At 57.2% G+C, this 14,578-nt stretch carries 13 protein-coding genes; 2 read left to right on the top strand and 11 right to left on the bottom strand.

The features are described from left to right. Positions 1 to 98 precede the first annotated feature (98 nt). The 8 genes from ACZF99_RS07030 to ACZF99_RS06995 form a co-directional block, all read right to left on the bottom strand. Positions 99 to 1,307 (bottom strand): aminotransferase class I/II-fold pyridoxal phosphate-dependent enzyme, encoded by a 1,209-nt coding sequence (locus tag ACZF99_RS07030; RefSeq protein ID WP_483610282.1) that lies wholly within the window; start codon positions 1,305 to 1,307, stop codon positions 99 to 101. Between the two features lie 13 nt (positions 1,308 to 1,320). Next, on the bottom strand, positions 1,321 to 1,821 hold the full coding sequence (locus tag ACZF99_RS07025; RefSeq protein ID WP_483610280.1) for an Lrp/AsnC family transcriptional regulator: 501 nt from the start codon (positions 1,819 to 1,821) through the stop codon (positions 1,321 to 1,323). A 149-nt stretch (positions 1,822 to 1,970) separates the two neighbouring features. Further along, the gene (locus tag ACZF99_RS07020) at positions 1,971 to 2,357 is read right to left on the bottom strand and encodes a spore coat protein (RefSeq protein WP_483610278.1); all 387 of its coding nucleotides are present in this window, start codon (positions 2,355 to 2,357) and stop codon (positions 1,971 to 1,973) included. Positions 2,358 to 2,384: 27 nt separating this feature from the next. Further along, on the bottom strand, positions 2,385 to 2,618 hold the full coding sequence (locus ACZF99_RS07015; RefSeq protein ID WP_483610276.1) for a hypothetical protein: 234 nt from the start codon (positions 2,616 to 2,618) through the stop codon (positions 2,385 to 2,387). 160 nt (positions 2,619 to 2,778) lie between these two features. Next, positions 2,779 to 3,981: an MFS transporter gene (locus ACZF99_RS07010; protein ID WP_483610274.1), complete on the bottom strand. Its 1,203-nt coding sequence runs from the start codon at positions 3,979 to 3,981 to the stop codon at positions 2,779 to 2,781. A gap of 352 nt (positions 3,982 to 4,333) precedes the next feature. Further along, complete coding sequence (locus ACZF99_RS07005) at positions 4,334 to 4,936, bottom strand: hypothetical protein (RefSeq protein ID WP_483610272.1); 603 nt, start codon at positions 4,934 to 4,936, stop codon at positions 4,334 to 4,336. Between the two features lie 138 nt (positions 4,937 to 5,074). Then, positions 5,075 to 5,491 (bottom strand): DUF350 domain-containing protein, encoded by a 417-nt coding sequence (locus ACZF99_RS07000; RefSeq protein ID WP_483610270.1) that lies wholly within the window; start codon positions 5,489 to 5,491, stop codon positions 5,075 to 5,077. Positions 5,492 to 5,528: 37 nt separating this feature from the next. Further along, a complete protein-coding gene (locus ACZF99_RS06995) occupies positions 5,529 to 7,898 on the bottom strand; it encodes an endonuclease MutS2 (protein WP_483610268.1) in 2,370 nt (789 codons plus the stop codon). A 154-nt stretch (positions 7,899 to 8,052) separates the two neighbouring features. Between ACZF99_RS06995 and ACZF99_RS06990 the strand changes: the two genes are divergently transcribed. Next, positions 8,053 to 8,415: a phage holin family protein gene (locus tag ACZF99_RS06990; protein ID WP_483610266.1), complete on the top strand. Its 363-nt coding sequence runs from the start codon at positions 8,053 to 8,055 to the stop codon at positions 8,413 to 8,415. Positions 8,416 to 8,655: 240 nt separating this feature from the next. Next, positions 8,656 to 9,036, top strand: a complete 381-nt coding sequence (locus ACZF99_RS06985) for a cupredoxin domain-containing protein (RefSeq protein WP_483610264.1) — start codon at positions 8,656 to 8,658, stop codon at positions 9,034 to 9,036. A 75-nt stretch (positions 9,037 to 9,111) separates the two neighbouring features. On the opposite strand, the gene zapA is transcribed toward ACZF99_RS06985, so the two are convergent. The 3 genes from zapA to pheS all read right to left on the bottom strand — a co-directional run bounded on the left by zapA (position 9,112) and on the right by pheS (position 14,279). Next, entirely contained in the window at positions 9,112 to 10,659 is a 1,548-nt protein-coding gene (gene zapA / locus ACZF99_RS06980) for a cell division protein ZapA (protein WP_483610262.1), read from the bottom strand. A gap of 114 nt (positions 10,660 to 10,773) precedes the next feature. Further along, complete coding sequence (pheT, locus tag ACZF99_RS06975) at positions 10,774 to 13,215, bottom strand: phenylalanine--tRNA ligase subunit beta (protein ID WP_483610260.1); 2,442 nt, start codon at positions 13,213 to 13,215, stop codon at positions 10,774 to 10,776. Between the two features lie 29 nt (positions 13,216 to 13,244). After that, positions 13,245 to 14,279 (bottom strand): phenylalanine--tRNA ligase subunit alpha, encoded by a 1,035-nt coding sequence (gene pheS / locus ACZF99_RS06970; RefSeq protein WP_483610258.1) that lies wholly within the window; start codon positions 14,277 to 14,279, stop codon positions 13,245 to 13,247. Positions 14,280 to 14,578 lie beyond the last annotated feature (299 nt).

Genomic DNA, 14,578 nt, shown 5'->3' with positions numbered 1-14,578 from the left:
AAATTATACCATGTCCCTAAAACTTAAATCAATTAGAAAATGAAAGAATTGTTAATTAACTCCATCTCATCGGGATGCTCGGCAATCTTCTTTGTCGATCAGCCTTGTTTTAACTTGCGTACGAATTGCTCGATGCGGTTAAGCGCCTCATTCAACTGATTAACTCCCGTCGCATAGGAGCAACGAAGGAACCCTTCTCCGCCGGCACCGAAGACGTTGCCGGGTACCGCCGCAACCTTTGCCTCCAGCAGCAACCGTTGGGCGAATTCCTCCGAGCCCAGTCCCGTCGAGGCGATGCTGGGAAAAGCGTAGAACGCCCCCTGCGGCTCGTGGCAATCCAGCCCGATATCGCGCAAGCCCTGGACGATCAACCGGCGACGCTGGTTATAGGATTCAACCATCTGGTCTTTCTCCGCCAGCCCGTTCTTCAGCGCCTCCAACGCGGCGACTTGCCCCATGACGGGGGCGCACATCACCGTATATTGATGAATTTTCAGCATGGCATAGATGAGGTCGGGATGTCCGCAGGCGTATCCCATCCGCCAACCGGTCATGGCAAACGCCTTGGAGAACCCGTTGACGAGAATCGTCCGGTCTCTCATCCCCGGAATCGACGCAAAGCTGACATGCTTCTGCCCGTAGGTGAGTTCCGAATAAATCTCGTCCGAAATGACGATCAGATCATGTTCCTCGACGATCTTGGCGATCGGCAGCCAGTCCTCGTACGTCATGATTCCGCCTGTCGGATTGCTCGGATAATTTAAAATAAGAACCTTCGATCGGGGCGTAATTTTCGCTTTCAGGTCTTCGGCCTGCAGTTTGAATTCATGGCGGGCGAACGTCTCGATTTCGACCGGCACTCCTCCCCCGATCGATGCGATCGGCGAATAGGAAATGTAACAAGGCACCGGAACGAGAATTTCGTCGCCCGGTTCGATCAGCGCCCGCAGCGCAAGATCGATCGCCTCGCTGCCGCCGACCGTGACCAGAATTTCATCCTTGGGATTGTACTTGACGTCATAACTCGTATACAAATATTCCGCGATCGCTTCCCGCAGTTCGGGCGTTCCCGCGTTTGACGTATAGCTCGTATATCCGCGTTCCAGCGAATACACGCAGGCTTCCCGCACATGCCATGGCGTAATAAAATCCGGCTCGCCCACGCCTAGTGTGATAATATCCTTGCTCCCGCTGGCCAGGTCGAAGAAGCGGCGAATGCCGGAGGGTTGAATTTCCCGCACCCGGGGGGCTAAATACGATGTCATTGTTTTGTCCGATTGTTCAGCGCGCTGTGATTGAATACTCATAACATAACTTCCTTTACGGAGATATCAACAAACGGCGATCTTCCTCGGGATCCTCGAAAATGATGCCGTCCTGCTTGTATTTTTTCAAAATAAAATGCGTTTTCGTCGACAATACCGATTCCAAGGTGGACAATTTGTCGGATACGAAGCCCGCCACTTCCTTCAGGTTGCGGCCTTCCACTTCCACCAGCAGATCGTACGCGCCGGACATCAGGAATACCGATTTGACTTGGGGAAACAGGTAAACCCGTTCCGCGATCGTATCGAAGCCACGTCCCCGTTCGGGTGTGATTTGCACTTCGATTAACGCGGTAACCTTCTCGTCGTCCAGCTTGCCGGAATTCACCACGGTCGCGTATTTGACAATCACATGGTCTTCTTCCAATTCCCGGATCGCTTCCGCCACTTCCTCCGCAGAAACACCCAAGAGCGTCGCCAGCAAGTTCGCATCCCGGCGGGCGTCCTCTTTGAGGAGGTCCAGCAGTTTGAGCTTCAATTCGCTTAGTTGTTTCATCCCTCATCCTCCAGCGATGCTTCCGCATGCCTCCCTTGACACGAGCGGCCTGCAGAACAAATTTAATACTTATATTACATGAATTTCGAGCGTCTGCATAGAAAAACCGTCCACTCCAGGTGAGCTATCGGAATGGACGGTTAGGACCTTTAAATATAATAAGGCGGCTGCACATTGGCCCGATGTGCTTCAACATTCGCTTGGTGGGCATGAGCCGTCCAGCGGGATGCCCGCCGTTCGGTAAACTGGCGCAGCTCCTGCTGCGTTTTTTCCGCCGCCTGCAGCTTTTTGTCCAATAGTTGGCGCGGCGCCGGGGGCGGGGTTGTGTAAATGCCTTGATGTTTCATCAGTTCATAGAGCGTTCCCTGCAATCTTAAAGTGCTGTTCGTCAACTCCGTAAACAACTGCCGAACGGCCGGGCAGGACGACTCCGTCGTTGCCGTCGTGTATTCCCGAACCGTGCGCCGCAGATCGGCCAAAATGGATTTCAGCAAATCGTCCTGGGGCAAGAGCTCTTGATTGTCCGTCTGATTCATTCGGCTGTTCCTCCTATAGCGAGTAGGTTATTGATTTGGCTTCGGAGCCATCATTTGATGCTGGCGCAACGAATCCGTCAACAGGTTCAAGTGGTGCTCATGCACGCGGATATGCTCCAGCATCGCCTGCTCGATTTCAAAGTTTTGCGATACAACTGCCGCCGCCGCGCACAGCTTGCCTAGCATCTCCTCGTTGGAGATCGAGTCGGCGATATAGTCCAGTTCTTTCATGGATAACGGCTGCATCTGAGCGTACATCATCGAGTTTCCCTCCTGGTAAATGATCCTTCTTACGGTATTATGCCCCGCCGCCGTGCGGATATGTTATCGGGCGGGGATTTGCCGTATTTAACCGGCGGACGGGTCTTGTTTTCGCTGGCGCAAAGCCCAAACCCACACCGTCGCAGCGGCGGTATACGGTTCAGGCAGCCTCGGCGGCCTGCTTCAACAGCCGGCGCAGCGCCAGCCAGCTTAGCACCGGCGTTGCCCCCAAGGCGAACATCAGCCAGGTGATCGTCGGCATTCGCGGAACCATGGAATATACGGCGATGAACAGCAGCGTGCCGCCCAAACGGCCGACGGTGATGCACAGCTCGCGCAGAACGACCAGCTCGACCCGCTCCTCGACGCTTTCAGGACTGTTGCCGATCAAATCGAACACCGAAGAGATGACCGGAATCAGATACAGCGGCAAAAACAAGGACGTGCCGATCCCCATGACCATCAAAGTGGCATAATTGACCTTCCAGAGCAACGGGGTGATGACGACGGCGATGAGGATGGCCCCGACCAGCATACCGTAGTAACGCGAGCGGATCTTTAGCCATTTTCCCACCGCCCAGAAGCTGACCAGAGAAACCAAGGACGTGATTAGTGAAAATTGCCCGATCCGCCATTCCGCCGAAGTGCTGATAAAGATAAGCAGATTGATCAGGAATGAAAATACGCCCTCCCGCAAGCCATGGGCGGCCGATGCCGGAGCGGCCTGCCGCCAAGGACTGCCCTTTTTCAGCATGCGTACCGGGGTCCGCCAGCTGTATGGCTTGCCCGTTTTTCTTTTTTTCAGCCAAAAGCTCAGCAAAATCCCGATCCCGTATACGATCAACGAGAGGGTAAAGATCAAGCGGTAACCGGCTTCCCCGTGTTTCACAGAGATGAGCCAACCGGAAATCCACGGGCCGAAAATACCGATCACCGAACCCAGAATTCCCACCCAGCCGTTAAACCTGTCGCGCGTCTCGATATCGGTTACCTCGAAATACACGACGTTGAAGGCCAGCCAAAACAACCCCGAACCCGTTCCGAACAACAAACCGAGCGGCCATATGTAGTCCACCGTATGTTTGTCCGTCCAAAGCACCAGCAAATAGAAGATGCCCGATACGATGATCCCGAGCCGCAAGAAGATCATTTTATCGCGTTCTTTCACCCATTTCCCGGCAATCCAGAAGACAAGCCCCAGCGCCAGCTGCTGGCTGAACGTAAACCAGGCGATCAGGTTAAAATCCGGTTTGACTTTCCAAATGTAGACGTTCAGGAACGTGCCCGACAAGGCCCCGGCGAGCACGAACAGGCCGTTCACGGCAAGCAGAAGGATGGATTGGCTGTTCAGGTGTTTTTTCATGAATTCGCTCCCCCGCCAAACTTCGAGTTTCCCCCTGTAAGAGGTTGTGCAACTGTAAGGTTGTTCAAAAAGTCATCTTTCCATAACGAAGCCGAGCTTGTGAAGTGGATTCGACGTCGAATCTTGAATTCAGCCGTTCCCTCCGTTGCTCACGTACCCAAAACGTACGCTCCGCTACTCACTCCCTAACTTCATCCAATCTTCTCGGTCCTGAAAACCTGACTGTTTGAACTTGCAACTGTAAGATACCCAAAAATGGCCGAAGCATGAGGCTTTATCGGGAAGCGGCGGGCGCATTGAACGCCAAAAAGCCCCGTCCGTACAGGACAGGGCCGTATCGCTTCCAAATTTTTTAGGCTTGCTCGTTGTCTTCTTCTCCGGAAATGGTGCGGATCATGGCGATCCGGGCCGTTTCCCCCAAAAACCGGCTGACGTGGAAGCAAGCGGAGCAGACGAAGACGTTCAGCTCGGTATCCTCCGTAAAGAGCGGGCGTTTCCCGCCGGCCGAGATGGCAGCCGCCTCAAATCCGCCGCCCTGCGAAACCAGCTTCTGCTTCCCGGCGTAGACCATGTATTCCCGGCAATGCGGACATTCCGGCACCTCGTCCTGTTCGTCAAGCAGCTTCTCCACGCCGGTTTCGTATTTCAGCAAATCACCGCCCGAAGCCGTAAACGCCTCGATGCGGCGAACGGCGCCCAAGTGCGCGTCATTCTCTTCTTCCTCCCAGTACGGCTCCTCCTCCGTATCCTCGTCATCGTCATCGTGGCGATGCTTCCGATCATGAAAGGGGTGGTCGTTCTCCTCATCCTCGAACTCCTCGTCCCGGCCAAGCGTGATGTTGAGCGTCCGGTAGCCCTTCAATTCGTTGTGGCAGTACGGGCATTCCTCCTCCGGCCCCAGCTCTTCATCCCAAACGATTTCCGTCTGACACCATGGGCAAATCGTCGTTTCCATACCCTGCTCGTCCTTTCGTTACCAAATTAAGCATTCCACAAATAAATAATGCCCGCGGCCAAAAATAGAATAGAGGCGATAAGTAACACCCTGACCAGGTTTTTCACAGCGTTTCAACCCCTCTAACTAACTTGATGCCTAACCTATACAAGCGCCGATCAAAAAAGACACCGACACCGACACGGCCATCGCGATGATGCCGACGCTTACGTTTCCCGCCGCGATTTCTTCGTCGATGCGGAACACCGGCGTCAAGAACTCGAACAGCAAATAGGCGGCGAACAGCAGCAAGGCCCCGACCGAGGACCAGATCATAAAGTCATAGATGGACGGATGCCCCGCCGCATAACGGATAATATTGGCCAGCCCGAATATTTTTCCGCTGGTGGCCAGCGACGCGGCGGTGTTGCCGCGCCGGATCTCCTGCCAGCACCGGTACCTTGCAAACAGTTCGAAGCAGGAAAGAAACACGATCAATTCCAACACCGCTACGGAAAAATATCCGATCATCAGCCCCAGCGGTTGCTCCAAGAGCGGATCAATGCTTTCCTTCATAACGTCCTCTCCTCTTATGCCATGAGGCGATTCGTTCTTACTTCAGTTCGGCTACCGTAACGCCGGTTCCGCCTTCCCCGTAATTCCCCAGGCGATAGCTCTTGATATGCTTATGCTTGCGAAGATATTCGGAAATCCCCGTCCGCAATATCCCCGTTCCTTTGCCATGAATGATATAAATCTGGCCTAAGTTGCTTAAATAGGCTTCGTCGATGAAGCGGTCGACCTCGATCAGCGCCTCCTCCAGGTTAGCGCCGCGCAAATCCAGCTCGCTGCGGACGTTCTCGTCCCGCGTTCGCTTGACGTTTGGCGCCGTCCGTTGAACCGGCTTGCTGGCCGGGGCAGCAGCGATCAGCTCCATGTCGTCGAGGCTCACCTTCATCTTCATGATGCCGAGCTGCACGACCGCTTCCTTGCTTCCGGACAGTTCGACGACATGGCCTTTCTGGTTCAGGCTGTAGACCATGACTTCGTCGCCCGGTTCGATCCGCCGCGGCGGTGTCGCTGCCTTACGAGTCGCCGCCCCGTTCTTCTTGCGGCGCTGCGGTTCGGCCTCGTCCAGCTCCTTGCGGGCGGCGATCAGCTTGTGCTCCTTGACCGCCGCGCCTTCCTCCAGCGCCAGGCGACGCAGGTCCCCGATAATCCGCTCGGCTTCCTGCCGCGCCTTGGCGATGATCGCCGACGCTTCTTCCTGGGCCTTCTCCAGGTGTTTATCGCGCTGCTGCTCCAGCTTCTCCAGCTCGGCCGCATGCCGCCTGCGAAGTTCTTCCATCTGCCGCCGCAGTTGCTCGGCCGATTCCCGCTCCTGCTCCGCGCCGAGGCGGTTCTGTTCCAGCGAGGCGATCATATTCTCGACGCGCATGTCTTCTTCGGTGACTTCGCCGCGGGCATACTCCAGAATCCGCTCCGGCAAGCCCAGCCGCTCGGCGATGGCGAATGCGTTGCTTCGTCCCGGTACGCCTACCAGCAGGCGATAGGTCGGGCTTAACGTACTTACGTCAAACTCCATGCTGGCGTTGATGACGCCTTTCCGTTCATAAGCGTAAGCTTTCAGCTCACTGAAATGCGTCGTCGCCACCATCCGGCAGCCGAGCGAATGGATGTGCTCCAGAATCGCAATGGCGAGCGCCGAACCTTCGGCCGGATCGGTACCGGCGCCAAGTTCGTCCAGCAAGACAAGGCTCTTCGGTGTCATTTGGCGCAGAATCGAAATAATGTTCGTCATATGGCTGGAAAATGTACTTAAGCTCTGCTCGATGCTCTGCTCGTCCCCGATATCGGCGTAAATCGCGTCGAATACGCATAGCTGGCTGCCGTCTTCGGCCGGTACAAACAGTCCGGACATCGCCATCAGGCTGAGCAAGCCGATCGTCTTCAGCGTGACGGTTTTCCCTCCGGTGTTCGGACCGGTGACGATAATCGTCGTGTACTGGTTTCCCAGCTCGACGTCGATCGGCACGACTTGATCGGCCGGGATCAACGGATGACGTCCCTTCTTCAGCTTCAGGAAACCGCGGTCGTTCATGCGCGGCAGCGTCCCCTTCAATTCCCGAGCCAGCCGGGCTTTGGCGAAGATGAAGTCCAATTGGCCCAGTACGTCCCCGTCGTACAGCAGCAGTTCGGTCTGCTCGCCTACCTGAGCGGTGAGCTTCTGCAAGATAACCTCGATTTCCCGCTCCTCGCGCAACCGCGTCTCGCGCAGCTTGTTGTTCATCGCCACGATCGATTCCGGTTCGATGAACAACGTGGCTCCGGAGCCGGACTGGTCATGTACGATGCCGCCGAAATGGGCGCGGTATTCCGCTTTGACCGGGATCACGAAGCGGTCGCCGCGGATCGTGATCAGTTGATCCTGCAGCATCTTCGCCACCGTGGACGAACGAATCATCGCGTCAAGCTTCTCCCGGATCCGCACCTCCCCGCCCCGCAGCTCGCGGCGAATGCTAGCCAATTCGGGACTGGCCGAATCCAGCACCTCCGCGCTTTCGTCGATGCAGCGTTTGATCGCATCCTCCAAAGGCTTCTGCTCGCTTAAGGCGTCGCTTAAGTTAAACAGCAGCGGGACTTCGGTCTCTTCATGCATCGATGCGATATAACGTTTGATCCGGCGCGCGCCTTCCAACGTAGTCGCAATACCAAGCAGTTCGTGCGGATTCAGCGTCCCGCCGATCCGGGCCCGCTTGACGGCCGGGGTGATGTCCACAATCCCTCCGAATCCGGGCGCGCCTTTCAGGCGGTCGACCTTAAACGCTTCGTCAGTGGCTTGCAGCAGCCGCTTGACCTCTTCCAAATCGGTCGCCGGCTGCAGCGCTTCCGCCGTTCTTTTGCCGAGCGCCGTTTGGGAATAAGAGGATAGCCGATCTATAATTTTCCGATATTCCATGGTTTTGATAATTTTCTCGTCCAAGTACGTTCACAACTCCCCTCGGGCTATGTTCTCATTATAACGAAACCGTTCATTTTTCGCCATTTGCCCCATCTCACACATAAGAAAGCGAATTGCGGAACATGATAAATGCGTATAGCCAAACGTACTTACTTCTAAAAGGAGGCTATGTACCATGCATTTTCTGGGACACGTCGTGCGATTCATCGTCTCCGCCTTGGTTCTGCTGGTTGTGGGTTGGCTTGTACCGCAATTCAGTATCGGCGGATTCGGCAGCGCCTTGCTGCTGGCCTTGGTCATCGCCCTGTTAGGTTGGGCCATTGAAGGCATTTTCGGAACGAGGGTTACCCCGTTCGGGCGCGGAATCGTCGGTTTTCTTACGAGTGCGCTCGTGATCTGGCTTGCCCAGTTCATTATTTCCGGCGTATCCGTCTCCGTGATCGGCGCTTTGCTTGCCGCATTGGTGATCGGGATCATCGACCTGTTCATCCCGGTAGCAACTCCCTTTGACGCAGGTAAAGACAAAGCGGGCCGTTGATGGCGATGCTTCAGGCTAAGAGGCCTCCCTGCCGCAGGCATGTAAAGCTGCGGCAGGGGCGGCTTCTTTCTCCTTTACGGCCGAGATCGCAGCAAATAGGGGCTTGAGGGCCGGCGCTTGCGACGGAAAATTCATGCAGAAGTTCAACAATTCTTCAAACCTTATGAATTCCTTCCCCGGCGAAATACGGTATGATATTCTTAAAAATGTCACAAATATACTGTATCGTGAGGGATAATTGTGAAGAAAAGCATAGCCATCGTCGCAAGCTCGGTGTTATTGCTACTTGTTACCGCTTGCAGCGGCGGTAAAGCGGTAGAGACCGGCGGATCTGCCGCCGAAAACAAGATCAAACCGGAAGCCGAACTGGTCATTGAAGCGAGCAACTACCAATTCGATCAAGCCGAATACCGTTTAAAGAAAGACGTCCCGGTCAAAATCATCTTCAAGAACGCCTCCGGCAATCATGGCATCCTCGTTCCCGGCCTGAAGCTGCAGCTTGACCGAAAGAACGACTCCGCCGTGATCGTACCGACCGAAGCCGGCGAATTCGAAATGTCCTGCTCGGTGATGTGCGGCTCCGGCCACAGTAGCATGATCTCCAAAATTATCGTCGAATAAAGAATCAGCTTACGCAACAAGAGCCCGCGGCGCACTGCCGGGGGCTCTTGTGCATAAGGCGACCTTCATCGCCGGCTAAGTCTGATCCTGCTCAATCAATTCGATCCATTCGTTAAATTCCGTTTGCAGTTTGGCGTAGTCGTCCTTCAGGCGCCGATATTCCTCTTCCCGCTCGGCCTGCTGCTCCTGTTCCTTCTCCCGCTCAAGCTGCAGAAGCCGAAACTGATGAGAAATGACTTCGTAACTGTCCGTGACTTCCTGCAGTTGTCCTGCCAGACGACGCTTCTCTTCCTCCAGCGCCTCGAAATCCCCGGCCATCGTCAATGCGCGTTCGCTGCCCGCAGCGCTTTCCTGCTGCCACTCCTCCAACTGCCGCTGCAAATCGGCTTCCTTCTCCCGCCAGGAGTTCAACTCGCGTTCCGCCGAAGCCCACTGTTTCCGCCACGCTTGTTCCCGCTCCTCAGCCGCCTCGCGGTAGCTCTCCAGCTCGGACTCCACCGCGGCGAGCGCAGTGCGGCTGTCTTCGAGCTCCCGCAACCGCAGGTTCAATTCGTCTATCTCTTGTCCCAGGCGCCGTTTCTCTTCTCCGGCCGTCTGCGCCGCAAGCAGAGCCTGTTCGCGCTCTTCAGCCGCCCGTTCCAACCGTGAGCGCAACGAATCCACCTCGGCGGACAGCGCGCCGGCCTTATCCCGCTCCGCCTGAAGCTCGCCTCTTGCTTCCTCCAGCCGACTCGCTTCGGCGGCCAACTGCTCGGTCAGCCGTTCGCTCTTGTCGGCCGCCTCGAGCAAGCCGATTTCCAGGCGGCTTAACTCCTCGCTGCGCTTCTCGGCCAGCTTCTGCCACGACTTCTCGTTCTGCTGCGCCGCCGATACCTCAGTCCGGAGCTTGTCCTCTCGCTCTTTGGCTTCGTGCAGCCGCTGCTGCAGTTGCTTCGCCTCCGCTTGCGCGGCCTGGAGCGCACCCTGGAGTTGCTTCGTCTGCTCCTGCTGCTTCCCGCTTTGCTGCAGCGCCCGCTGCTCGGCCGCTTTGGCGTCCTGCTCGCGACGCTGCAGCTCGGCCGCCTGCTTCTGCAGCTTGGCGGCTTCCTCTTTCTCCTTCGCCGCCTGCTGCTCGGCTTGGCGCAACTTGGCCTGGAGCTGCGTGTTACTGCCGCGCTGTTCGGACAACTGCCGTTCCAGCTCCTGCATCCGGCTGCGAAGCTTGCGGGCTTCCTCCTCCTGCCCCAGCAGGGCGGCTTCCAGCTTCTCGGCTTGTCCGGCAAGCAGGCGCTTCTCGTCCTTTATCTGCTGCTGTTCTTCCTGCAGCGCCTTGTACATGTTCTCCTGCTTGGCGTGTAAGTCCTGAAGGACGGAATTTTCCTGGAGCAGCACCGTTTTTTCCTGTTTGGCATTCTGCAGTTCGTTCTGGAGCTGCTCCACCCGAATCGCTTCCTCGGCCATGCGCACGGCCGCCAGGACGGCCAGTCGCGGCGTGTCCAAATGAGGATAGGCCTGGGAGATGCTGCGCATATGTTCATCCACGCGGCGCGCCACTTGCTTCATGTACTCCGCGCTGCTGCCGACGATTTTATAAGAAGTTCCGTAAATTTCCACGTTTACGCTAATTCGGCCTTGGTTACTCAACGCTATGTGCCTCCTTCGGTCCTGTATGTCGTCTCCTGGATGCTGATAATTGCACGAAAGTCACATCGAATCGGTCGTCTTACAATGATTCGATGTGACTTCGTCCAATTCCTGCTATTTTCTAAGCTCGGCCGCAAAAGTTTGCGACAGTCCGGCGACCACCCGGTCGTGAACCGCAGCCACCTCTTCGTCCGTCAGCGTCCGTTCCATGTGACGATACACGAGCGATAAAGCCACGCTCTTCTTCCCTTCGCCCAATTTGGCGCCGGTATATACGTCGAACACCTCCACCGATTCCAGCAATTCGCCCGCCGTTTCGCGGATCGCGCCGATCAGCGATCCCGCTTCCACTTCGGAGTCGACAACGACGGCGATGTCGCGCTGCATGGCCGGATAACGCGGCAGCTCTTGGTACACATAAGCTTCGCCGGCGTAACGGTACAGCGGTTCAAGCAGCAGTTCGGCCGCATACGTGTCGTCCAAATCCATCTCCCGCTGCAGCTCCGGATGGAGCTGGCCCAGCGTACCGATCCGCTCCTTGCCGGAGGTACCGTTCAAGAAGAGCGAAGCCGAACGGCCGGGATGGAAGCCTTGCGGGCGGTCCGCTTCGTACGAAATCCGCTCGCCGAGCCCCAAGTATTGGAACAAGCTCTCCAGCGCACCCTTCAGATCGAAGAAATCGACCTTCTCGGCCGGCGCGTTCCAGCGTTTCTCCACCCGATCGCCCGTCAGCAGCAACCCCAGCGTTTGCAGCTCGTTCGGCTGCCGCGTCAGCTTGGCTTCCTCCGTGCGGAAGACGCCGCCGATTTCGAACAACGCCAGATTATCCTGCTTGCGGTTGCGGTTGTAGGCAGCGATGTCGATCATCCCCGGCAGCAGGCTGGCGCGCAGCACGCTGCGGTCCTCGCTCATCGGCATGGCCAAGCGGATTTCCCGATCTCCTTCGCCGAGCTGCGGGAAGCTTCCGCTCGCGCCTTCACGGATGAAGGAGTAACCCATCACTTCCTGCCATCCGCCGTGCCCGAGCAGACTGCGGATCGTGCGGCGCAGCGCCTGGGGTTTCGTGTAGCCGCCGGTCGTGGTGACCCCTTCGATCATCGTCGTCGGAATATGGTCGTAGCCGTAGAGCCGAGCCACTTCTTCGATCAAATCAACGTCGCGCGTAATGTCCCCGCGCCGCGTCGGCACGCGGACCTCGATGACCTCCTCGGCGCCCGCGCACTCGAAGCGGAGCCGCTCCAGAATCGCTTTGGCCTCCAGCGAGGAGATATCCGTGCCCAGATAATCGTTCAGCTTCGGAAGCGACAAGGCGATCACCTTCTCTTCCGGCTCGCGGAGAACGACTTCTACGATCCCTTGGCCCACGCGGCCTCCGGCATGGGCAGCCATCAGCGCGGCCGCGCGGTCCAGAGCCGGGATGACGGCCGCCGGATCGACCTCTTTCTCGAACCGCTGGGAAGCCTCCGAGCGAAGTCCCAGCGTCCGCGACGTTCTGCGGACGCTCCCGCCGGCGAATTTCGCCGACTCCAGCACGATATTGACCGTTTGATCCGTGACCTCCGTATCCAGTCCGCCCATCACGCCGGCCAATGCGACCGGCCGATCCTCGCCGTCCACGATCAAGAGGGTGCCGGCTTCCAGCTCGCGTTCCTGGCCGTCCAGCGTCACCAGCTTCTCGCCGGCCTTCGCCTGGCGCACGCCCAGCATGCCGCCGGCGATCTTGTCGGCGTCAAACGCGTGCAGCGGCTGCCCATACTCGAGCATCACGTAGTTCGTGATATCAACGATATTGCTGATCGGACGAATCCCCGCCGCCATCAGCCGGTTTTGCATCCACAGCGGCGAGGGGCCGATCTTCACGCCTTCAATGTAGCGTACCGCATAACGGCTGCACAGCTCGGGCGCCTCGATCTTCACTTGAATCCGCTCCTTGGCAGTCGCGCCCGAATCGGCAAGCTCGGACTGCGGCAGCTTCACGCCGCGGCCCAAAATCGCGCCAACTTCATAAGCGGCCCCGATCATGCTCAAGCAATCGGAACGGTTCGGCGTGAGGTCGAAGTCGAGTACCTTGTCGTCCAGGCCCAGCAGCCCCGTAACCGGCGTGCCGATCTTCGCATCCTCGGGCAGCACGAGAATGCCCTCCTGTTGTTCCTTCGGCAGCAGTTTGTCGTTCATGCCAAGCTCCTTGGCCGAACAGATCATCCCTTGAGACAGGACGCCGCGCAACTTGGCCTTCTTGATCTCCAGCCCGCCCGGCAGCTTGGCGCCAACCAGCGCGACCGGCACCTTCTGGCCTGCAGCCACATTTTTGGCGCCGCAAACGATTTGCAGCTCTTCCCCCTGCCCGGCGTCGACGAGGCAGATGTTCAGCTTGTCGGCATCCGGATGCTTCTCCTTGCTCTTGACAAACCCAACCACGACGTTCGTGACGCCTTGATTGCGGTTTTCGATCGAATCGATTTCGATCCCGGAACGGGTGATTTGCTCCGCCAGCTCCTCCACGTTCACCCCGTCCAGGGAAATATAGTCGGACAACCATTCGGTTGATACTTTCATTGTCTGTTCCCTTCCCTCTTTACGATTAATTAGACTCTGGCAAACTGCTGCAGGAAACGCAGATCGTTGTTATAGAAGTAGCGGATGTCGTCAACGCCATATTTCAGCATGGCGATCCGTTCCACGCCCATCCCGAACGCAAAGCCGCTGTACTCCTCGGGGTCGTAGCCGCTCATCTCGAGCACGCGCGGGTGCACCATTCCGCTGCCGAGAATCTCCAGCCAGCCGGACTGCTTGCACACCCGGCAGCCGTCGCCGCCGCATTTCATGCACGTCACGTCGACCTCGACGCTGGGTTCGGTGAACGGGAAGAAGCTCGGACGCAAGCGGATTTGCGTGTTCGGTCCGAACATTTTGCGCGTAAACTCCAGCAGGGTGCCTTTCAGGTCGCTCATGCGGATTCTTTTCCCGACAACCAGCCCTTCGATTTGATGGAACTGGAACGAGTGGGTCGCATCGTCGTCATCCCGCCGGAATACACGCCCCGGGCAAATAATTTTGACCGGCACCTCGCCTTGCATCGCTTCCATCGTCCTTACCTGCACCGGCGACGTTTGCGTACGCATGAGCAGGTCCTCCGTCAGGTAAAAAGAGTCCTGCATGTCGCGGGCCGGATGGTCCTTCGGCAGATTCAATGCTTCGAAATTGTGGTAATCGGTTTCGACCTCGGGACCTTCCGCAATCCGATAGCCCATGCCGATGAAAATATCCTCGATCTCCTGGATTACCTGATTGAGCGGATGAATGCTCCCCTGCTTAAGCGGGCGGCCGGGCAACGTCACGTCCACTTTCTCGGCGGCTAGCCGCGCTTCCGTTTCCTGGCGCTGGAAGTTCGCTTGCTTCTCTTCGATCACCGCTTCGATGGCGGCTCTGACCTCGTTGCCGACCTGGCCGATCACCGGCCGCTCCTCCGCGCTTAAAGCTCCCATTCCGCGCAGAATTTCGGTCAACGCGCCCTTTTTGCCCAAATACTTGACCCGCAGCTCGTTCAAATGCCCGGCATCGACCGTTCCCGCCAGCTCTTTGAGCGCCTCCGCTTTTAATGCTTCAAGACGTTCTTTCATGAATAGCTCCTCCTAGTCAGGTTTAACCTCTTAAGACAAAATAAAAAGGCCTTCTCTCCCGTAAGGGACGAAAAGACCGTGGTACCACCCTTGTTAGAGCGCCGCATCGCCTTCGCCAGCTCAGGGCCTGCAGATTGCGTACTGCTCTCACTTGAACGAAATAACGGCTCGTAACCGGTATCCCCTAATGTGCCGGGCTGCAGCTATACGCCTTGCGGCGTCGTTACCATGCAGCGGCAGTTCAAGGAACTGCTCCGGAGCGAACTTCGGCAGTCCCGTTTCCCTAGCGGCGCTCTCAA

Source organism: Paenibacillus sp. JL3B1040, from assembly GCF_057063165.1.
Note: the sequence above shows the minus strand (reverse complement) of the source record. Positions and strands in the feature narration are given on the sequence as shown.